Annotated in this window: 21 protein-coding genes and 1 pseudogene; 4 read left to right on the top strand and 18 right to left on the bottom strand. The window is 42.8% G+C overall.

Annotation, left to right across the window (positions count from 1 at the left end; genetic code table 11):
* Positions 1-3 precede the first annotated feature (3 nt).
* From CI957_RS06660 to eif1A, 13 genes are all read right to left on the bottom strand, one after another.
* Entirely contained in the window at positions 4-150 is a 147-nt protein-coding gene (locus CI957_RS06660; RefSeq protein ID WP_013036965.1) for a 30S ribosomal protein S27ae, read from the bottom strand.
* A gap of 9 nt (positions 151-159) precedes the next feature.
* On the bottom strand, positions 160-462 hold the full coding sequence (locus CI957_RS06655; protein WP_128754518.1) for a 30S ribosomal protein S24e: 303 nt from the start codon (positions 460-462) through the stop codon (positions 160-162).
* The gene (locus tag CI957_RS06650; protein WP_128754517.1) at positions 443-1033 is read right to left on the bottom strand and encodes a GTP-dependent dephospho-CoA kinase family protein; all 591 of its coding nucleotides are present in this window, start codon (positions 1031-1033) and stop codon (positions 443-445) included. The genes CI957_RS06655 and CI957_RS06650 overlap by 20 nt, the downstream gene beginning before the upstream one ends.
* Before the next feature lies 1 nt (position 1034).
* Positions 1035-1220, bottom strand: coding sequence for a transcription elongation factor subunit Spt4 (spt4, locus tag CI957_RS06645; RefSeq protein ID WP_128754516.1), 186 nt, complete (start codon positions 1218-1220; stop codon positions 1035-1037).
* 14 nt (positions 1221-1234) lie between these two features.
* Positions 1235-1798, bottom strand: coding sequence for a DNA-directed RNA polymerase (locus CI957_RS06640; RefSeq protein ID WP_096713026.1), 564 nt, complete (start codon positions 1796-1798; stop codon positions 1235-1237).
* A gap of 78 nt (positions 1799-1876) precedes the next feature.
* Positions 1877-2242 (bottom strand): DNA-binding protein, encoded by a 366-nt coding sequence (locus CI957_RS06635; protein WP_128754515.1) that lies wholly within the window; start codon positions 2240-2242, stop codon positions 1877-1879.
* On the bottom strand, positions 2239-3465 hold the full coding sequence (locus tag CI957_RS06630; protein ID WP_128754514.1) for a translation initiation factor IF-2 subunit gamma: 1227 nt from the start codon (positions 3463-3465) through the stop codon (positions 2239-2241). The genes CI957_RS06635 and CI957_RS06630 overlap by 4 nt, the downstream gene beginning before the upstream one ends.
* A gap of 150 nt (positions 3466-3615) precedes the next feature.
* On the bottom strand, positions 3616-4713 hold the full coding sequence (locus tag CI957_RS06625; protein ID WP_128754513.1) for a COG1361 S-layer family protein: 1098 nt from the start codon (positions 4711-4713) through the stop codon (positions 3616-3618).
* Between the two features lie 2 nt (positions 4714-4715).
* Positions 4716-5837 (bottom strand): COG1361 S-layer family protein, encoded by a 1122-nt coding sequence (locus tag CI957_RS06620; protein WP_128754512.1) that lies wholly within the window; start codon positions 5835-5837, stop codon positions 4716-4718.
* A complete protein-coding gene (locus CI957_RS06615) occupies positions 5834-8155 on the bottom strand; it encodes an RND family transporter (RefSeq protein ID WP_277749688.1) in 2322 nt (773 codons plus the stop codon). Before CI957_RS06615 ends, CI957_RS06620 begins: the two co-directional genes overlap by 4 nt.
* 218 nt (positions 8156-8373) lie before the next feature.
* The gene (locus tag CI957_RS06610) at positions 8374-8865 is read right to left on the bottom strand and encodes a MarR family transcriptional regulator (protein ID WP_241645981.1); all 492 of its coding nucleotides are present in this window, start codon (positions 8863-8865) and stop codon (positions 8374-8376) included.
* Positions 8866-9244: 379 nt separating this feature from the next.
* Positions 9245-10321, bottom strand: a complete 1077-nt coding sequence (locus CI957_RS06605; RefSeq protein ID WP_096713020.1) for a KamA family radical SAM protein — start codon at positions 10319-10321, stop codon at positions 9245-9247.
* A 198-nt stretch (positions 10322-10519) separates the two neighbouring features.
* A complete protein-coding gene (gene eif1A / locus CI957_RS06600) occupies positions 10520-10855 on the bottom strand; it encodes a translation initiation factor eIF-1A (RefSeq protein ID WP_128754511.1) in 336 nt (111 codons plus the stop codon).
* A 419-nt stretch (positions 10856-11274) separates the two neighbouring features.
* On the opposite strand from eif1A, the gene CI957_RS06595 reads away from it, so the two are divergent.
* The 3 genes from CI957_RS06595 (at position 11275) to acnA (ending at position 15565) form a co-directional block, all read left to right on the top strand.
* Positions 11275-11700 (top strand): hypothetical protein, encoded by a 426-nt coding sequence (locus tag CI957_RS06595; protein WP_128754510.1) that lies wholly within the window; start codon positions 11275-11277, stop codon positions 11698-11700.
* 71 nt (positions 11701-11771) lie between these two features.
* Entirely contained in the window at positions 11772-12410 is a 639-nt protein-coding gene (locus tag CI957_RS06590; RefSeq protein ID WP_128754509.1) for a CDGSH iron-sulfur domain-containing protein, read from the top strand.
* Between the two features lie 377 nt (positions 12411-12787).
* Positions 12788-15565 carry an aconitate hydratase AcnA gene (acnA, locus tag CI957_RS06585; protein ID WP_128754508.1) on the top strand — a complete coding sequence of 926 codons (2778 nt, stop codon included), beginning with the start codon at positions 12788-12790 and terminating at the stop codon, positions 15563-15565.
* 183 nt (positions 15566-15748) lie between these two features.
* Here acnA and CI957_RS06580 read toward each other — a convergent pair whose 3' ends face one another.
* On the bottom strand, positions 15749-16180 hold the full coding sequence (locus CI957_RS06580; RefSeq protein WP_096713016.1) for a peptidylprolyl isomerase: 432 nt from the start codon (positions 16178-16180) through the stop codon (positions 15749-15751).
* A 169-nt stretch (positions 16181-16349) separates the two neighbouring features.
* Here CI957_RS06580 and CI957_RS06575 point away from each other — a divergent pair, with 169 nt between their 5' ends.
* A complete protein-coding gene (locus CI957_RS06575) occupies positions 16350-17573 on the top strand; it encodes an NADP-dependent malic enzyme (protein WP_096713015.1) in 1224 nt (407 codons plus the stop codon).
* Positions 17574-17578: 5 nt separating this feature from the next.
* Here the strand turns inward: CI957_RS06575 and CI957_RS06570 are convergent, their stop codons facing one another.
* The 4 genes and pseudogenes from CI957_RS06570 to galU all read right to left on the bottom strand — a co-directional run.
* Positions 17579-18433: a 4Fe-4S binding protein gene (locus CI957_RS06570; RefSeq protein WP_164909051.1), complete on the bottom strand. Its 855-nt coding sequence runs from the start codon at positions 18431-18433 to the stop codon at positions 17579-17581.
* 204 nt (positions 18434-18637) lie between these two features.
* Entirely contained in the window at positions 18638-19141 is a 504-nt protein-coding gene (locus CI957_RS06565) for a type 1 glutamine amidotransferase domain-containing protein (RefSeq protein ID WP_105460995.1), read from the bottom strand.
* 45 nt (positions 19142-19186) lie between these two features.
* Positions 19187-19552, bottom strand: a complete 366-nt coding sequence (locus CI957_RS06560) for a carboxymuconolactone decarboxylase family protein (protein WP_013036943.1) — start codon at positions 19550-19552, stop codon at positions 19187-19189.
* A gap of 459 nt (positions 19553-20011) precedes the next feature.
* Positions 20012-20827: pseudogene (gene galU, locus CI957_RS06550) on the bottom strand (UTP--glucose-1-phosphate uridylyltransferase GalU); the annotation flags it as partial.

Genomic DNA, 20827 nt, shown 5'->3' with positions numbered 1-20827 from the left:
TATTTATTTGAATTCAGTATAGCCACATTTACCACAGGTCAACCTGTCCTTATGTTCGGCAAGGAATACACCTTCGCCACAACGGGGACAGAACTGCCTGGTACGTTCGATATTATCGCCGTCTACTTTATAATACTCTTTTACAGCCATGTAACCACCTTATTCTTCAGTTGATGCTTCTTTTTGCGGAAGCTCATTTCTTTTGAGGCTATATCCCTTTTCAACTTCTTTCATGCGGGACGCATCTTCATAGACCCTGGCATAACCGGATAATTCCTGTTTACCGAACATGTTTCTCATGCCCTGGACTATAAGAAGTTCAATAGGCACATTCAGCATGGCTGCAAGTTTTGATTTAACGTCATTTCTTGCAGGTGTTGGTCCCTCAAAAGTCACATTGAACTTCAGTTCCTTTCTATTTAGAAGAGTGTTGTTCTTCTCTTCAATTATGCTGATATCCATACAACTTCCTCCACATAGTGTATAATTCTTCTTTACAATGCTGTTGATCAATAATCTTGTCAATTAGTTCTGTCATCTCTTCCTTTTTGGAAGCAGTAATTCGGACAAACATCATACCTTCGTCAGGTTGTCCATAGAGAACGACGGATCCTACAGGGGCCATCATTATTGCAGGAAGAGATGCAAGATCTTCTTCTCCCTGCACAAATATCCTGAATCGCCGATTTGAATCCAGTGCTTTTGCAAGTGCGTCCACCAGTTCTTCGGTAATTGAACCGGCGGGATTATTTACAACCAGTTCCTTGAAACCTGACTGTTTTGTACCTGTGATCATCTGCTCACAAGCAGGTTGCCGATGAGTTTTGTCATCGATTACAAGTATATCTGGAATAATGTTCGATTTGAGCAAGTGGAACGTAGTAACATCACCTACAGATATAAGTTTTATGGGCTCACCAAGATCCCCGGCTACTTTTCCAACGGTTTCTTCGCCGGTTCCTTTATAAAGAACCCCAAATTTTTTACGTAACAAAGGACGCAGGGATGCGGGTATCGAAATCGTTCCACCCAAATTATCGCACCTTCAAAGCATATTTGTCAGGAATCGTAACCCCTATCTTTTTTGCGATTTCGGACTTTTCAGGGTCCACTATAATCAAAAGTCCGCTCCAGTCCTTACTAAGGTTAGTGGTGCCACAAACCGGACATTCCTGACCTGAAACAAGCCTGTGACAATCCATACAAACAGATTCAACCATACTAAAACTCCTGATTATTTATTTGCTACAGCGGGTTTTCTCTGTTCATCGAGCCATTCCAGCTTACCTAGGGCAGGCTGTCGCATTGTCAGACCGATCTTACTATCACGCGGCTCCCTTTCATTGATACTCACAGCCACTATGCGAGCCCTTACACGATCGCCTTCGGAAAGAGCTTTACTTAGGTTCTTACTGATCAGCCGGCCATTCTTTCCATCATAGGACATGAAATCGTCTGTGATCTGGCTAACATGCAGAAGACCGTCCATTGCACCTATGCTGACAAAAGCTCCAAATTCAACGGTTTCAACAACTTCACCTTCGATTACTTCCTGCAGCGTCGGTATGAACATTATCGCTTCAAAAGTAACATCATAATAGACTGCGCCATCTCCTACAAGAATATGACCTTCACCAATCTCATCAATATCAGTGATCGCTACAACAGAACCGATCTTTTTGTCAACACGCCCTTCAAGTTTAGTTTTGAGAGCATTTTTGACACTGACCCTTACATCATCAGCAAGGAGACTGGGAGCGACCCGAACTGTATCAACAAGCTTCATCCTCTTGTACATATAATTATCTCCGCAATATCATTATATAAGAATACCAGAACTTCTCATCCCTTATAAACCATTGTGCTATTATTCAGATTACAGGAAATCAAGTTTGTTCTTTTGCCTCAGCCTTACAATAGGAATTTCCTTTTCTTTCAACCTTTGCTGTAATCCAATATCATTGGTCAATACAGCTGCGTCGTAAGCAGGTGCAAGACGGACAATTACATCATCAGCAAATCCTTCACCTTCTATAACATCGCATCTTTGGGATAATGAAATAGCTACTTTCGCAGCTATTTTATCCTTACCCCGACAACTTCGTACAAGACCATCAAGTTCGTGCAGGATCGCTGTGGGCAGAAGGAATTGGTCAAAACCCAGTCTCCTGAGTTCTGTGAAAATGTCCACACCAAATTGTGCTGGAAGCATCAGCCCGTTTGTGTCAATAATAACATTCAATCCTCAATTACCCCGATACCGATCAATCTCCATCGGGAACCAATCCTGCGGCTTATGGCAACCATTGAACCAATGTCTGCACAAACAGGTCTTTTAAGATTGACCTCCGCAACATCTTCCCTGGCACTCGTTACAATACCCACAGTTGTGGCTGTGCCGGCGTTTAACATCAGGGGCTCACTTGTCTTGATCTGACCAATTTCCCCTTCATCATCCACTCCGACAACACGTTCAAGAAGTTTTAACCTGAGGGTGAAGGAATGATGGGTACTGGGTAATGTCCCGGGTATACCTGCTACCTGCCCGGTAAGAGAATCACTTTTTGTCAGGTCCGGATCAAGCTCAGTACCTACTGCCAGAAGACCGCCGGGAGTTGCTTCATCAACGGAAGTCGTACCTGCTATAATGCCAGTTACCCTGGTATGAATAGGATCCCAGTGAATGGCACCTTCACTTTCAACTTTCCTGCCTGGTTTTATTTCCAGCTCATCACCAGCCTTCAATCTGCCTTCCGTAAGGGTACCACCAATAACACCACCTGATATCTGGTCAATAGGCAAGCCTGGACGGTTTATATCAAATGATCTTGCAATGAGCATTCGTGCATCCTTATCTAATTTATAGGTAGGAGTTGGAATCACTTTTTCCATTGCATCTATAAGTGCATCTATATTGATATCCTGCTGTGCAGAAATAGGAATTATGGGGGCGTTCTCTGCAACGGTGCCTTTAACAAAATCCTTTATCTGTTTATAGTTCTCTATGACATCTTTTCTGTTTACAAGATCAATCTTGTTCTGGACTATGACAACATTTTTGATGCCAATGATGTCAAGAGCCATGAGATGTTCCTTGGTCTGGGGTTGGGGGCATTCTTCATTGGCGGCAATGACAAGAATAGCACCATCCATTATGGCTGCACCTGAAAGCATCGTAGCCATTAGTGTTTCGTGACCAGGAGAGTCTACAAAGGATATGGTTCTGACCTGTTCTGTTTTTGCGCCACAGTGTGGACATTCTTTCTTTACTGAATAACACCGCGGTTCAGGGCAGGTGGGGCATTTCATAAAAGTTGTATCTGCATAACCCAGACGGATGGAGATACCTCTTTTCAGTTCTTCACTATGCTTATCAGTCCATACACCGGATAATGAACGTACAAGAGTGGTTTTTCCATGATCGACATGACCTACCATGCCAATATTAACACAAGGCTGACTCAATTTTTAATTTCCCTCCCTTTTGGGACTAAAGTAGAAATGTAGTTGATATAAGATGAAATTGAACGTGAAACACTTAATAATTCTAATTACGTAAAAATGTTGCTGTCAAAACAGGATTGTACAAAAATAAGGGGAGGAGTGATAAAGACATCACTCTTCTGGTTTTTGACGTGGTTTACGCTTTATATACAACACAATAGCACCTATAACCAATACTGCAATCACAAAACCCACGGGTAACATTAATCCATTTGCATCGGTATTGGATGAAGCCGATACCTGTGTTTTGATTTTCACATTGTCTGAAACCCTGTCATGACCTTTAGTGTCCTCATACTTGATTTCACTGTTTATGGCATAGGGTTTTTCAATCGCAGTATCCCCTACTTTTATCTTAAATACCGCAACGGCACTTTCCCCGACATCCATATCCCCCAGATATGCCTGGTCATCCGTAGTACTGAAGGGATCAGCTGCACTTATACGAACAATGGCATCCTTTACGGGTTCATTACCCGTATTGGTATAGGTAGCATGCAGCATTCCTTCTTCACCTATATTCAGCTGCCCGGAAACATTGGTAACCTCAAATTGTGCTTCCTTTTTCACATATACGGGAATGGTAACATTCTGGGAACCCACATCATACCATAGCCCCACATCCATATTTGTGACACCAAGACTTGTTTCATTATCACCGGAAACCTGTACATTCTTCTGATAGCCATAATAAAGATTGAGAGTCAGCGGGTATTCTCCTGACGGTGCATTCTCCGAAAATTCCACATTAAACATGATAGGAGAGGTAGTCTGCTCACCGGCAGCCAGTGAACCGGCTTCCTGAGGGCCGGATTTTACTTCTACATTGGGATCAGGGGAAGTAAGAATTGCCACAATACCAATCGCAGTTGTCCGTTGTGATTCATAGGATTGTTCCTGTTGCTGTAGTTTTTGATCAAGTTTATCTATCGGGTCATCATCCTCTTCAGACTTAAAGCCTGTAATCACCCCCTTATTCATAAGATTAATATTAAGGGTGACACTATCGCCACGGTAAAATTCATTGTCACCAACGATGTTTGCGCTTACATCGGGACCGCCATATACAGTGTAGTAGTTGTCACTAAAATCAAAGTAATCAGGCAAGGCATTATTCTGCGGGGTGAAGCCGGCAGCTGAGGCCGGAATCAGGCACATCAGGGATATTCCCAGTGCAATTATTCCTATCATTAAATTTCTGTTGTTCATGCTCACTCCTCTCCATTAAGAGTTATTTTTTTCTTTTTACGGATACTGTCAACTACCAGATACATGGTTACCAAAAAAGTTAATATAAGTGAAATCTGGGTGATATCAATCCATCCATCTGATGATTGCATTGGCACATTTATTTTCATGTTATCAGAGAATGCGTAATTGCCATCCTCATCTATATAACGTATCTCACTATCTATTGCATATTCCTTGACAACAGCCATAGCGTCTGAATTCACATTAAATGAAACTGTATGTTCTTCGCCCGGTTTAAGAGTACCCAGCAATGCAGTAGAACTGCCGGTACTGAGAGGATCCATGACAACCACCCTGGCAATAGCATCATCCGCGGTCAATTCTCCCACATTGCGATAAGTCACCACTATTTGGCTTTCTCCACCGGCAACCAGCTCTCCATCGACATCAACGACTTCAAATTCTGCTGCTTTTTCCACATGGATCGGTATTTGCAGAGTTATATTCGAATTATTATAATAGGTAGCATGATCCATATCAGGTAGACCTAGCTGAATAGTTCGGCCACCTGTCATACGGACATCCTTCTGATATTCATAACTTACAGGGAGAAAGAGTATATAGTCTCCTGCTGGAGCATTATCCGAAATTTCAATTGTGAATGTCATGGGACGCGAGGGTAAATCTCCGGGAGCCAGTTTTTCCAGGGTCTGGCCACTGGTCGAAGAATCGATCTCTATATAATCAGTAGGGGAAACGAGACTTGCCTTTATACCGTAAGCAGTTGTGCGTTTTGCTTCATATTCCATCTCTTTCATGGCAAGGGCTTGTTTGGTCTTATCATCCTTCACGTCTGTGACGGATTTCAAGCCATGCAAAATACCCCTGTTAGAGAGAATAACATTGACATTGGCTGTTTCACCCCGATCAAAATAAGTGTCCCCTACTACTGAAGCGTGAATTTCCGGTTCACCATACCCCCGGTAATAATTTGTAGTATATTCATAAGTCGGGGGAATGTACTCTTTCGATTGGGCCGTAGTTACACCAATAAATAGAGTTGCAAGCAGTATTACTGAGACCAGGGACAGAAAGACCAGTGGTCTTCTGAAATTCTTTATATTATATTGGGTTCTACTCATGTGATATCAGCCCCTGTTTGAAGATTATTTGCAGATGAATTCAGATTATGCCCTGCTTTTTTTGCTCTGTGTTTTTCCCTCCATTTGTCCAGGGTCACAATTACGGGAGGGAATATGACAAATGTAGCAATCAGAGCAAGGGCAACATCGATTACGGTAATGATACCAAAACTGCTTATAATACCAAAAGCAGAAGCAACCAGTGCCATGAAACCGAATAATGTGGTCAACCCGGAAGTAACGATAGCCTTACCAATCTTAGTACTGGCTTCACACATGGCTGCTTCAGGTAGAGCACCCTTTTCCCTCTCTTCAAAGTAGCGCTCCATCATAAGTACCGCATATTCCGAACCAACCCCCAGTATCAGAGCTCCGAGGGTCGCGGTCATCGGTGTATATTCCATATTCAGATAGTACATAAGCCCTCCAGTCCACCCAATAACCATAAACATAGTTATGACGGGTACAAAGGCTTTCAGGAAATCTCTGTATATTACAAGCAGACCGGCAAAAACCATTCCAAGACCCAGGTATGTCATGAAAATTCTTCCAGATGTAAGGGCATCTATGACATCAATAAACACAACAGAATTTCCCGTGATTGTCACGCTTACATCTGGCGGAGGAGCAAGCCACTGAATGTCGTTTTCAATAACGTTGGCAAGAGTTTCAATACCTTCCATTCCCAGACTGCTCATAGCATCACCAATGTTGAGGTTGACAACCATTATATTCTGGCCACTGATGTATTGCTCCTTTGCAGAATCAGGAATCTCTGAAAGAACATGCCTTACCCCTTCCTCTGAATCCGGAAGCACTCCACCATTATTCGATTTGACAAGGGTAGCCAGACTTGTGGCTCCATAGATATTCTTACGATTCTCAACTTCATGCCGGCTGAATTTATCGACCCAATGTAAAAGGTCCGGATCTGCAACATTTGAAGTCTTTATGATTATGTTGATCTCATCATCCCCACCTGCAATATCCCTTAGATGCTGAAGGTCTATGAGGGGAGGCATATCCTGCGGCACAAAAGTTTCAGTGTCTGTCTGGATTGGGACAAAGGTATCGGTGTAGAGACCATTTACACAGATCAAACCTGCAATGATGAGTACGGGAACGGGATGTTTCATCGTAAAAGTCGCAACCGAACGCAGGGTATTATCAATAAAGCCACCTGAATCAGTGCTGGTTTGCTTTTTATGAGGTTTTTTGAACCTGCGGGTGATAAGCCTGTGACGAAGAGAATCTACACGATGTTTTTTTGCTTTTTCCTGTCTTTTTTTTGCAAATGTATCAAGCCCGTATATAACAGTCACACCTACAAAAAGAGAGGACAGGAAACACATAACCACACCAATAAGAAGGAGTTTTGCAAAATCCCGCACCATAGGTACTGTGGAAGTTGTAAGGGAAACAAAGCCCAGTGATGTGATTATAAGCGCAATCATGACAGCCGGACCGGTATGTTTGATCGTGTCGATAACAGCTTGCCGGGGAGTATCACTCCTCTCCAGTTCTTCCTCAATACGGTTATGAAACTGTATGGCATAATCGATTCCCAAACCAATAAGTACCGGAAATGCTGCCATGGAAACCATTGTCATGGGTATACCCAGATAACCCATTACACCGAATGTATAGATTATTCCCAGAAGCACAATTGCAAGGGGCATCAATCTCCATCTTACGTGTTTGAATACAAGATAGAGAACAATGATCATCAAAAAGACAGAGAGCAAGAGTAAGACGCCCATGCTGGACATCATTTCCTTATTCATCCCTATCTCAAATGCAGGGTCACCGGTGACAATCGAAGTGTAACCAGGAGGGATCTCTGCCAGGTCTACCGAAGTTTCAACTTCATTGAGAATTTCCTGTTTTCGGACCTCACTGGTATCCCCTGCCATTTCAATATAAACAAGTGTATGAGTTTTATCCGGAGACAGGGACGATGGGATATAAGGAATCAATTCGGACAACTGTTCATCATTTTGAGGAATTTCAAATCTGCCGTTTTCCAGCTTGTTGGCTTCCTTTACAACCGAAGAAGCACTTTGTGTACTCAGCACACCCGGTATCGAAGACGACATCTTTTCCAGACGATCGAGCGCTTCCAGCAAAGCCCTGTCCCTTACATCACCCCCTTCCACCATAACAACGATGGCTTCCTTACTAAAAAGACTCAGGTAAAGATGATCATAATTCTGGTACAGCTGCGAATCTTTATCCACAAATGTTTCTGTACCCGAATCCATCTTGATCAGCTGAGCACCTTCAAATGAAACAAGAACAAGTAACATTGCAATTATCACAATGGCAATCGCATGGTCCTCAACGAAAATACCCAGTTTCTCAAAGATGTTTTTAATAGGGAAACACTCCTTTTAATTTATAGAGAGATATTTATATACGCAAATATGCTGTATATTTTGTATACGAGTACTTGACTACATATTGGGGCTGATTCATGTAATTCTTCTATATATAACTTATTCATTACCCACAAAAAAATTCATTTTTATCAATTATTTTAAGTATTTAAAGCATTGTCAGCTATTTTTCGTTCCAGATTTACTACCGAACGCATACTTTGCAGCATTTCGTCAATTTCATCCTCTTCATCCTCTTCAAGCCCTTCAAGCATGACATCGACTAATTTCTCCACACAGCCTTCAAGAACATCTATATACCTGTAACCAGAGGAGGTTAGTGAGACCCATATTTTTCTCCGATCCATAGGATCTGCTGTCCTTTTTACCAGACCCTCCTTCTCAAGAGAATCAATAATGCTTGTCACACTGCTTTTTTTCAGGTTCAGGAACCTGGCCAGGGTAGAAGGCATCATCTCCTTTTCCCGGCCGAGAATAAGGATTGCATGATTGCGATTTTTCAAATATGGTAACGGCTCGGACTTGTCATCAAAAACTTTTTCCACAGCACCATAAATAAGTTTTCTGGATAAGATATCGTATTCCAGTTTCAGTGCTGCAAGTTCTTTCATAGATGAATGAGCATCTTCCAATTAACAACAACTCCACAGCATATTTCATATTCCAAATAGTCAATTTATCGAACAAATAGGATAATGAAATATAAATTTAACCCCTGGATAATTTACAGAATAGAGAATGTCCTGGCAAGCGTAGAAAATGATGAGAAACTGTAAATGAACTGGGAGAGGGATACAAGCAGAATCCCTCCCGTTTGGAGTGAGTGCTACAAACCAATTTTAACATATATACTTGTCGCGTAGGAAGACCCTAGATTAAAATTATTTGAACTGAAAAGAAAAAAGAACTTATTGATAAGTTAAAAACCGATAATTATAAAAAATATATAAATAGTATAGATCATTGGTGCCAGCAAACTGACATCGTATAACCTGAAGAAACATTTTCTTTTTACTCGGGTATGTTCGGGATTTCCGTTAATTCACCCCGATGGTTCCTGAGAATATATTTTTCCTCATCTTTATCTACCATATAATAATCCGGCATCAAAGGAATTTTACCAACGTTGGTTGCAATTACATACATTGGCTGAGCAAGTCCTGTTGTGTGCCCACGCAGACCATCGCGTATCAATTCCGCACCTTTTTCTACCGGAGTACGGAAATGATCGATTCCCGGTGCAGGTTCACAGTAGAACAGATAATATGGCCTGATTCTTGCAGTCAATAATTTCTGATGCAAATCCCTTATGGTTTGCACATCATCATTTATGCCTTTCAGCAATACGGCCTGATTACCTACGTTAACACCTGCAGATACAAGATCATAGACCGCACGTTTTGTTTTATCAGTAATCTCTTTGGGATGATTGCACTGGGTATTCAGCCAAATTGGTACATCATGATATCCACCCAGTATCCTTTTCAGATTATCAGTAATCCTGTGAGGCAAAACTATAGGCAAACGTGAGCCAATACGAATCATCTCAACATGGGGAATATCCCGAAGACTTCCAATAATATATTCAATCTTTTCATCCGATAAAAGAAGCGGATCCCCACCAGTTATCAGAACATCCCGAACCTCAGGATGCTGGCGAATCCATTCAATACCATCGTCCACATTAAAATCCAGTTTCAGATCATGATTCACAACCAGTTCTTTCCTGAAACAATGGCGACAATAGATACCACATTTCTGGAAAACCGTAAATGCGACCCTGTCCTTATACTGCCTGGCTATACTATCAGGGCGTACTTCATCGGTGGCCCTGTTTTCTTTCCAGACAAGGTAATCTTTCATCCCATACCTGTTATGAGTTTCCTGAAGGGATGGGACAATCTGTTTCCTGATTGGACACTCCGGATCATCCTTGTCCATAAGGGAAGCAAAATAAGGTGTAGTACCCCAGTGTGTATCAAGGGTTTTTATGGCTTCCCTTTCAGATTCAGTCAGATTGATTATTTCTTCGAGCTTTTCAAGAGAGTTAATTTGATTAGTAATTTGATCTTTCCATTCTTCACTCATTATAGTGAATACTCCTTATCAAGAGATAATAGTCATAAAATATATTGTTTATGGTCGATATTCATAAATAGAACAAGTTATTTTGCTCAAAACCAGATAAGATAAAAACATCCAGGCAAACCCAAACGTGATCCAATTTAAAACTGTATTGCGTGAATGGATGGAAAAACTCCATCCATGCAACACATTAAGTGAAAATTATTTCAGATAACCTTTTTTCTGAAGCCAGGCGACTTCCTGCTTTCTGTATTTCCAGACGACATCGGCTTTTGAATCCTGAATATCCCACGGTACTGCAAGAACAACATCACCTTCCCGTATTCTCATACGTCTTTTACGGGAACCTGGAATTCTTCCCATTCTTACAACGCCATCCATACATTGAAGGTCGAGTCTTTTGCCTCCAAGCATTCTGGATACTGTAGCAACAATTTCATTCCGGTCCTTACGCGGAGTCCGGACTTTAGTAAATTGTGCACCCTCGCTCTGCTGTTTATTCTTATTCTTTTTTTTATTATAGTTGTTATAAGCCAGATTGATACCTCATTTAGATTTTATGAAGGAATTTTATTTTAGTAATCAGAAGGCGGAATTAATACAAACTTTCCTCAAAACAAACCCAATTTCTGATAATAAATTATGCAATCACAACGTTGACCTATATGCATTCAACGTATTTAAATCCAATTGAACAGATCAAAATAAAGACTGAAATATATTAACTAGTTGTAATTGTAAATGAACCACAAAACAAGAATCATCAGGCCCCTTCCAGTCTACAGTTCCAATATATGATTGGATTTGCAGCCAAGTTAACAGAAAGCACAGATAAACATCAATATTGTTTTCCACTATCCTGTCTAATTTACTCCAATATAATACATAGCAGTACATCTAAAACCGGTATCTGTTATAAACCAGAAGTACAATATTATCTTAGGGGAGGGATTTCCATGAACAACGACAGGGAAGATTTCTGGGAAAAGCAATCCTTTGTAGTAATAACTGACAATACCAAACCGGCAATGAAGTACACCATAGATGAACTCCATAAAAGAGGAAAAGAAGTGTATATTTTTGATTTATCAGCTAACCCCGATAAAGGAGACGTTAAAAGTGTTGATGATATACCAGATAATGTAGAAAATGCTGTACTGGGAATCACAACATCCGATCCGGCAGACTTTGTGCAGGCCCTCAAAAACAGAGGATGTTCTAATTTCTGGATACACTGGCGCACCGAAACTCCAGGAATCGAGGATATTAGGGACCATGATATAACGATAATCAAGGGAAAATGTCCCATGATGTATCTGGGGAAGGATTTCAGCATCCATGGACTGCACAGATCAATCGCTAAATTTGCAGGAAAATATTGAATAAAACGACATTATTTTTGCAATAATTACTTAAGCTATTCAGGATAAAAGCCTATGCAAGGGGAATATTAATGGATAAAGAAGACAAAACCATCATAAAAGTATCAAAAGACGGCCCATACATTGTAAGCAATCTCAACACCCTGCGTAATTCAAAAGGAGTATTCATTGAAACAAAACCTACCATTGCAATGTGCAGATGTGGAGGGTCCGGAAACAAGCCTTTTTGTGATGGCACTCACATGAAGAACGGTTTTTCAGGAGAAAAGAAAGAAGATCGTGTTCCTGACAAAATGGATACTTACAAAGGAAAGGCAATCACAATCCATGACAACCGAGGGGTATGTTCCCATATGGGCCACTGTACCGACAATTTGCCTTCGGTTTTCAGAAGAGGCGTTGAACCCTGGATAGACCCTGACGGCGCAGATCCGGAAGAGATTGCGAGGGTTATCAGGATGTGCCCATCCGGAGCATTGAGCTACACAATGGATGGACAGCTGCACAAAGATTACCCTCATGATGCGGAAGTATTCGTCGGGAAGGACAATGCCTATAATGTGGTGGGAAATATTGAACTTGAGGATACTGATGGATCTGAACCTGAGACCCAGGACCACTATTGCCTGTGCAGATGCGGGGGCTCCAAAAACAAACCATTCTGCGATGGAAGTCACCGGTACATTGAATTCGAGGATGAGAAAAACTGAAACTCCTGTACATCTGGTGAAAAAGCACAATAGAAAATCGGTTGGTCATACAGGAAAACACCGATTATTATTTCTTACTTTTTTTGGAAAACTATCATGATCGATGTGACCTAATAGTGGTTCGAGATTGCCGAGAAGATAGAGAAAGGCATATGAAAAATATGTGTAAAAAGGGGTAAACCTATATATCCGAATGTAGATTTTTACTCCGGTCGTCTACAAATAGCTTGACACCCTCCCAAACTTGCAACGGCAGTTTTTGCCACTGGAAGGATATCGGGCTGACTTTGCACATTGTCTCGAACAATATTCAGATAACAGATTGATAAGACCACGCGCAAATTCGTTTAACGGATTTATATTTACAGGTGCCAATTATGGATAATAATTCAATTTCTTTTAAAGCAAGAGATACTCTTGATACCAGGGGTAAGAAAAGTACCATATACCGTCTGGATAAACTTGAGGAAAATGGCCTTTGCAAAATTACTTCTCTTCCCTATTCCATCCGGGTATTACTGGAAAATCTGGTACGGAATACAGATGGCAAGGTTGTAACCGAAGAGGATGTAAAAAACCTTGCAGGCTGGAAACCCGGCAATGTACCAAAAACAGACATCCCATATATTCCTTCAAGGGTAATCCTGCAGGATTTTACAGGCGTACCTGCGGTTGTGGATATTGCCGCAATGAGGTCTGCAATGAAAAAACTTGGTGGAAATCCGGAAGAAATTAACCCTGTAATTCCTGCAGATCTTATTATAGACCACTCAGTACAGGTCGATTGTTACGGCACTTCCTATGCAAGAAACTGTAATGAGAAACATGAGTTCCAGAGAAACAGGGAACGTTACGAACTGCTGCACTGGGCACAGAATGCCTTTGACAATTTCAACGTAGTACCTCCGGGAAGCGGCATAATCCACCAGGTAAACCTTGAACACCTGGCAAATGTGGTACATCTGCGGGAAGAAAACGGCGAAACTGTCGCCTATCCCGATACTCTTGTAGGAACCGATTCCCATACAACAATGATCAATGGTCTGGGTGTCCTGGGATGGGGTGTCGGTGGGATCGAGGCCGAAGCGGTTATGCTTGGCCAGCCCTACTATATGCCAATACCTGAAGTTGTGGGTTTTGAACTAAGAGGAGAACTGAAAGAAGGAATCACAGCCACAGATCTTGTACTCACAGTAACCCAGATGCTCAGGGAACACGGTGTTGTAGGTAAATTCGTGGAATTCTATGGTCCCGGTTACAGGAAACTTTCCCTGCCTGACAGGGCAATCCTTGCCAACATGGGTCCGGAATACGGCGCAACAATGGGATTTTGCCCTGTTGACGAAGTTACACTGGATTACATGCGCATGACCGGACGCAGTGAAGAACATGTGAACATGGTTTTCCAATATTGCAAGAAGCAGGGCTTGTTTGCAGAACGTGATGCACCGGTTCCGGAATATACATCCACTCTTGGACTTGATATGGGTACGGTGCAGCCCTCCCTTGCAGGTCCGAAAAGACCACAGGACCGCATTGTGCTCAGTGATATGTCCGCAGTTTTCCACAGGACAATGAAGGATGTATACTCCCTGAAGAAGGGAACTGAAGACTTCGAGACCGATCCGGATTACAATCGCTGGCTTGAAGAGGGGGGTTATAATGTTGTGGAGAAAATCCATCCCGACCACAGCGGGATCATGAAGATCAAATGTGAAGGAGAAGAAGCCGACCTAAACCATGGTTCTGTTGCCATTGCTTCCATCACATCCTGTACCAATACCTCAAATCCTTCAGTGCTTATCGGTGCCGGACTGGTTGCGAAAAAGGCAGTTGAAAGAGGGCTTAAGGCCAAACAATTTGTGAAAACCAGTTTTGGACCCGGATCAAAAGCGGTAATGAACTATCTGGAAGCAGCCGGCCTTGTACCTTATTTGGAAGCCCTGGGATTCCACCTTGTGGGCTACGGCTGTCTCACATGTATTGGGAACAGTGGCCCCCTGCACGAAGCTGTAGTAAAGGAAATTGAGGACCGTGACCTGACTGTCGCATCGGTACTCAGCGGAAACAGGAATTTCGAAGGCAGGATTAGTCCCCATGTAAAAGCCAATTACCTGGCATCCCCTATGCTCGTGGTTGCCTTTGCCCTGGCAGGTACGGTGGATATTGACCTCACAAAAGAACCTATTGCATGTGACCCGAACGGTGAACCAGTCTACCTGAAGGATATATGGCCTGCAAACGGTGAGATCGAGCAGTATTGTGGTAAATATGTGCAGCCAGAAATGTACGAGAAAGAATATGCCAATGTATTTCAGGGAACTGAACGCTGGCAGGAACTCGATGCACCGGAAGGACTGCTTTATGACTGGAACAATGAATCCACTTATATCCAGGAACCTCCTTTCTTCCAGGATTTCCCGCTGAATATTGGGAATATGGAAGACATAAAGGATGCAAGAGCACTTGTGGTTGTGGATGACAGCATTACCACCGATCATATTTCACCTGCAGGCTCGATTCCCGCAGATTATCCAGCAGGCAGGTACCTGATGGAACACGGTGTAGCGGAAGAAGAATTCAATTCCTACGGGTCCAGAAGGGGTAACCACGAAGTAATGATGCGTGGAACCTTCGGTAACGTGCGCCTGAAAAACAAGCTTGTACCTGGTAAGGAAGGTTCATGGACAGTTTACCTACCTGACGGAGAAGAGATGCCAATCTATGATGCTGCCATGAAATACATGGAAAATGACATACCTCTGGTGGTAATTGCAGGCAAGGAATATGGAACAGGCAGTTCCCGTGATTGGGCAGCCAAGGGCACACAACTGCTCGGTGTCAAAGCTGTGATCGCACAGTCCTACGAAAGGATTCACCGCAGTAATCTTGTAGGAATGGGGGTAATCCCTCTGCAGTTCAGGGAAGGCGAAAGCAAAGAAAGCCTGGGGCTTAAAGGCGATGAAACCTACACCATCAAGGGCATCTCAGGAATGAAACCGGGTGGAAAACTCGAGGTTGTAGCCCGTAATCCAGATGGAAAAGAAGTCACATTCAATGTAACTGTAAACCTCAATTCCGATATAGAGGTGGACTACTGCAAAAACGGTGGAATTCTGCACAAGTTCCTGAGAGATAAGGTAAAAGGGGAATAATCCCCTCTTCTCCTTTTTTCATATTTTTCCAGAAAATTATACCTATATTTGATTCACATAATATTTTGCTACCTAAGCGATACATTTCCAGAGCCTTCCCTAGGTAGAAAATATCGATAAAAAACGTTAATCAGTCAGCAGTAATTTCAGGAAAGGAATTAGGAAATTAGATAAAAAGAGATATCAGGCTGATATCTCTTTGACCTGTATATTGAAATTCAATGCCTTACCGGCGAGGGGATGATTCATATCGAGTATGACTTCCTCATCACCCACTTCGACAATCTTTGCAGGAAGTTCCTGGCCATCTGGTGTTTTTACCAGCAACATCATTCCAACTTCAACGTCAATATCTGACTGAATGTTGTCTTTAGGTACTGGTTGGGAAAGACCATCTTTGTATTCACCATAGGCTTCAGAAGGCTCAAGTCTGAACTCTTTTTCTTCACCTTCTTCCATATCTCTGACAGCATCGTCAAATCCCTGAATAACCTGACCTGCCCCTACAGTAAATTCAAGAGGCTCCTCATGATTTTCGGAACTGTCGAAAACTGTGCCATCATCCAGAGTGCCTGTATAATCGATCTTTATTGTGTCGCCATCTTTTATTGACAATATATCAACTCAGTGTTGTATAAAAACGAGTTCTCACTCATCTCATAGCCAACCGAGGTTGTCTACCTTACTTAGGTGTTTTGGGTGAAATTCACATTAGCGAGATTATAAGTAGATAACTTTCATAATTATAAATCCGGGAATTAAGCAGTATAAAGGAGAGTAAAAGTTGAAAAAATTGACAGTAAAATCGTGCATACAAGCCGATGACTCACTGGGAGAGGAGTCCCTCCAATTACACGAAAAACATCATGGTGTCCTTGAAGTGGCAAGTAAAGTCCGTCTGGACAATACCCGGGACTTAAGCATTGCCTATACTCCCGGTGTTGCCGAGCCCTGCAAACGAATCGCTGAAAACAATGATGATGTATATAAATATACACTGAAAGAGAACACCGTCGCAATCATAACAGACGGCTCAGCTATTCTGGGGCTGGGAAACATCGGTGCATCTGCAGGTTTACCTGTGATGGAAGGTAAAGCTATCATATTCAAGGAACTTGCAGGAATTAATGCATTCCCGATATGTCTTGATACCCAGGACACCGAAGAAATTATTAAAACTGTCAAAAATATCGCCCCGGTTTTCGGAGGGATCAATCTCGAAGACATAAGTGCACCCCGCTGCTTTGAAATTGAAAGGCGGCTCAAAAAGGAATTGCCAATACCCGTAATACATGACGATCAACATGGAACCGCAATTGTTACAATCGCAGGCCTGCTGAATGCACTTAAACTTACCGGCAAAAAAATCAACGAGATTAAACTCGTTATATCTGGGGCCGGTGCTGCCGGCATGGCCATTGCCAGAAAACTCCTTCATACAGGAGTGAGATCTGAAAACCTGCTTGTATGTGACAGACATGGAATTATTCGCAAAAAACGTACAGAGGGGATGAATCCTGAAAAAGTGAAAATCGCTGAATTTTCAAATCCTGAAGAAAAAAAGGGAAGTCTTACTGACGCCGTAGCTGGATCTGACGTATTTATAGGCGTTTCTGTTCCCGAAATCCTTACAGAAGATATGGTTGCTTCCATGAACAATGACGCCATTATCTTTGCTATGGCAAATCCCATACCTGAAATCATGCCCCTTAAAGCCTTTGAAGCAGGCGCTCGTATAGTGGCAACCGGAAGATCTGATTGTCCCAACCAGATCAACAATTGTTTGGGATTTCCGGGGATCTTTAAAGGTGCACTGGACACCAGGGCCATCCAGATCAATCTGGAGATGGAACTTGCAGCCGCTAATGCCCTTGCTGCAATTGTAGAAGAGGACGGCATTGAAGAAGATTACATAATACCCAATCCTCTTGACAGGAGAGTTGTCCCTGCTGTGGCAAAGGCTGTTGCAGATGCGGCTATAAAGAGTGGTGTCGCCCGTAAAAAATAATGGAATTAAAGGACCGCATCCCTGTATTCAGCAAATCCCCGCCTGTCAAGCAGGTCACCAAAACGTTCTCCATCCTGTCCGTATTTCCTGTAATAGGCAAGCGTCTTTTCGAGAATAGAGAACAGGCTTTGTTCATCGGTTAATTCTATGAGTTTGTCACAGGCGCGAGGGAAGCGTCCAACCTTGCCTCCTACAAATATAGTGTAACCGGATTCTACTCCCAGGATTGCATCTTTTTTGCAGGAAGTGATGCATTCACCACAATATATGCAACTGTTACTGTCGATGTCTACCTGGCCGTTATCAATGGTTATGGCACCGGCCTTGCAAACCTTTTCACAGAGGCCACAGGCCACACAATTGTTTTCCACCCATTCAGGTCGTACCACCCCCATAATACCGAAATCATTTTCCTGAGGTTTCATGCAGGATGCAGGACAGCCGGTTATTGCAATCTTGAATTTTTTGGGAACGTAGGTTCCAAAATATATCTCATCGATTCTTGCAGCCAGTTCAGGACAGTTAATGAGACCGTGGTTGCAGACGGTGTTACCCTGACATGACACTACACCCCGTACCTTCTGGCCACTTGCCCCGCCAAAGAGACCTGAATATTTCATCTCTTCACTTATATTTGCAACATCATCCAAATCCACAAAAGGAATCTCCGCACCCTGCCGCGAGGTAATATGGATATGCCCTGCCCCATATTTTTCTGCAGCATCGGCAAGGGCACGCAACTGGTTTGCCTCTACATACCCGCCAACAAGATGTGTACGCATTGAAAATTTGTGGTCCTGTTTCTGGGGCAGAAAACCATTATTCTTCAACGATTTAAGGTTGTTTTTCTCATTACTCATAATGATCACTTATTAGCCGGGGTGATGAAGAAAGGTATATATAAATATGACCGACAGAATTTAAAAAAAGATATTATTTTAATATATAGTTAATTATTTTCAGACAGATTTACAAACCTACAACATTTCGAATTCAATAAATCAAACTGAAAATTAGACGAATTATAGCAAAAAACAGGATCCGGGAATCCCGGAAACCTTATTTCATCCTTTAATCAAACCAAGCAACTCACGTCCAAAGGCGAAAAGGTCACCCGGATGACGTGAAGTTATAAGGTTGCCATCAACTATTACTTCACTATCCCTGTAATCTGCACCTGCTACGATCAGGTCATCCCTGATACCGGGCCAACAGGTGGCCTTGCGACCATCCAGCACCCGGGCGGAGATCAGAAGCTGAGGGCCGTGACAGATAGCAGCCACAGGTTTTTCTTCATTCATGAAATGCTTCACTATATCCAGCGCATATTCATTCAGCCGCATTATCTCAGGCCCCTTGCCACCGGAAATTACCAGTGCATCGTATTCATTGGGATCGACCTCATCAAAAGACAGGTCCGCTTCAACATGATAGCCATGTTTACCCTCAATAGTCCCACGGGAAACAGATACCACCCTCGCATCGATACATTCCTCTTTCAACCTGTGCAAAGGATAAAACAACTCGAGATCTTCAAAACCATCAGCCCCAAAAACCAAAACTTTCATTCAAATGTACCCCCGTAAAAATTGAAAAACCGGAATAATTCGGGATTATTCCTTGAGAAGTTTCAAAGCATCCCTGCAGGCAGCTACAGCGGGTGCACCCGAGGTTATGGATATGACTTCCATGGTCTCCATAATCTCTTCAGCAGTGGCCCCGTTTTTCAAGGCACTCTGCATCTGTACAACCGTGCATCGTTCACATTGCTTGGATGCCACCACTGCAAGTGCCATAAGAATTTTCATCTTTGCAGGCAGCGCACCATCGGATAGGAGTTTCTGATTGCAATGATTGTATTTTTTCAGGAAATGCGGATCGATCTCACCCAATGTTTTCAGGATTTGAGGAGTGAAACCCAGTTTGTTGCTCATACTGTCCAGTAATTCTTCATGTTCAAGTTCTTCATGTTCTGACATGTTATACCCCAATTTAGTACATGCGTTTCTGGTTGCATGCTATATAAATACATTTGGTGAAGTGTAATTCTCCACAGAAGCAGTTTACGCCATAATTAATATTATATTTTTTTGTGACTTCATTTGGGTTAGCAAAAATCTAAAAGTTAATTACAGTACTTAGCTAATTTTGAGCACCTGAACTTAACAACACCTCCCGATAGCTTTACTGAAAAACAGGGGTGTTGCCTATGGCCTTGTTATTGTGTGGGCATATGCGAGCATATTGTCCAAACACATCTCAACTGATGGTTTTGGAGGGCAGTATCCCCTGATTATCCACAATTGTCTGCATTGGATTGCTACTTCTTGCCGAAGCCTATCTTTTGATTTCAAAAAAAGGGAATGAGAAAATGAGGTTTTTAGCACAAAGGTCCTGATGTGCTGCAGGGAATACATTCCATAAAATCAATAACCGCTTCAGCCCAGCTTCTCCAAATGCCCCAGAATATCGTCCCTCATCCCTTCATCCTTCAGGGCAAAATCCAGTACAGCCTTCACATACTCCACCTTATTGCCGGAATCATAACGCTGGCCGGTAAACTGGTGCGCATAAACCTTCTGTGAATCATTGAGCAACCGGATCCCGTCGGTCAGCTGGAGCTCGCCATCCACACCTTTGGAGGTCTGCTCTATGCAATCGAAGATCTCCGGAGTGAAGACGTAACGCCCGATGGCACCGATATTGGAGGGAGCCTCCTCCACAGAAGGTTTTTCCACGATATCATCCAGGGCATACAGGTGGTCATCCACAGGACTGCCGCTTATTATCCCGTAACTGCTGACCTTGTCCTGCGGCACTTCCTCCACCGCGATCGTGGAGCGACCGTATTTGCGGAAGACATCGATCAACTGACGTGTGCAGGGTTTTTCATTGACAATGATATCATCCCCCAGCAGCACTGCGAAAGGATCCCCGCTGACATGCTTGCGAGCGGTCATTATGGCATCCCCCAGTCCATGGGCTCCTTCTGGCGGATGTAGTGGATATCCACCATGGAAGAGATCTCCTGAACCATTTCCAGCATATCATACTTGCCCCGGGCCTGCAGATGCATCTCCAGTTCAGGACAGCCGTCAAAATAATCCTCGATTGCCCGCTTGTTACGCCCGGTTACAAATATGATGTCATCGATTCCGGATTCAATGGCTTCCTGCACCACATAATGGATCACGGGAGTGTCAATTATCGGCAACATTTCCTTGGGCATTGATTTTGTAACCGGCAGGAAACGG

The sequence above is a fragment of the Methanohalophilus sp. WG1-DM genome (assembly GCF_004104135.1).
Classification (GTDB): domain Archaea; phylum Halobacteriota; class Methanosarcinia; order Methanosarcinales; family Methanosarcinaceae; genus Methanohalophilus; species Methanohalophilus euhalobius.
This window is presented reverse-complemented; position numbering and strand designations above follow the sequence as displayed.

Bases quoted from the DNA above. Each gene is read 5' to 3' on its own strand.
- CI957_RS06660 (WP_013036965.1), bottom strand. From the start codon at position 150: ATGGCTGTAAAAGAGTATTATAAAGTAGACGGCGATAATATCGAACGT.
- CI957_RS06655 (WP_128754518.1), bottom strand. From the start codon at position 462: ATGGATATCAGCATAATTGAAGAGAAGAACAACACTCTTCTAAATAGA.
- spt4 (WP_128754516.1), bottom strand. From the start codon at position 1,220: ATGGTTGAATCTGTTTGTATGGATTGTCACAGGCTTGTTTCAGGTCAG.
- CI957_RS06640 (WP_096713026.1), bottom strand. From the start codon at position 1,798: ATGTACAAGAGGATGAAGCTTGTTGATACAGTTCGGGTCGCTCCCAGT.
- CI957_RS06625 (WP_128754513.1), bottom strand. From the start codon at position 4,713: ATGAACAACAGAAATTTAATGATAGGAATAATTGCACTGGGAATATCC.
- CI957_RS06620 (WP_128754512.1), bottom strand. From the start codon at position 5,837: ATGAGTAGAACCCAATATAATATAAAGAATTTCAGAAGACCACTGGTC.
- CI957_RS06605 (WP_096713020.1), bottom strand. From the start codon at position 10,321: ATGAGTGAAGAATGGAAAGATCAAATTACTAATCAAATTAACTCTCTT.
- CI957_RS06595 (WP_128754510.1), top strand. From the start codon at position 11,275: ATGAACAACGACAGGGAAGATTTCTGGGAAAAGCAATCCTTTGTAGTA.
- CI957_RS06590 (WP_128754509.1), top strand. From the start codon at position 11,772: ATGGATAAAGAAGACAAAACCATCATAAAAGTATCAAAAGACGGCCCA.
- acnA (WP_128754508.1), top strand. From the start codon at position 12,788: ATGGATAATAATTCAATTTCTTTTAAAGCAAGAGATACTCTTGATACC.
- CI957_RS06570 (WP_164909051.1), bottom strand. From the start codon at position 18,433: ATGAGTAATGAGAAAAACAACCTTAAATCGTTGAAGAATAATGGTTTT.
- CI957_RS06565 (WP_105460995.1), bottom strand. From the start codon at position 19,141: ATGAAAGTTTTGGTTTTTGGGGCTGATGGTTTTGAAGATCTCGAGTTG.
- CI957_RS06560 (WP_013036943.1), bottom strand. From the start codon at position 19,552: ATGTCAGAACATGAAGAACTTGAACATGAAGAATTACTGGACAGTATG.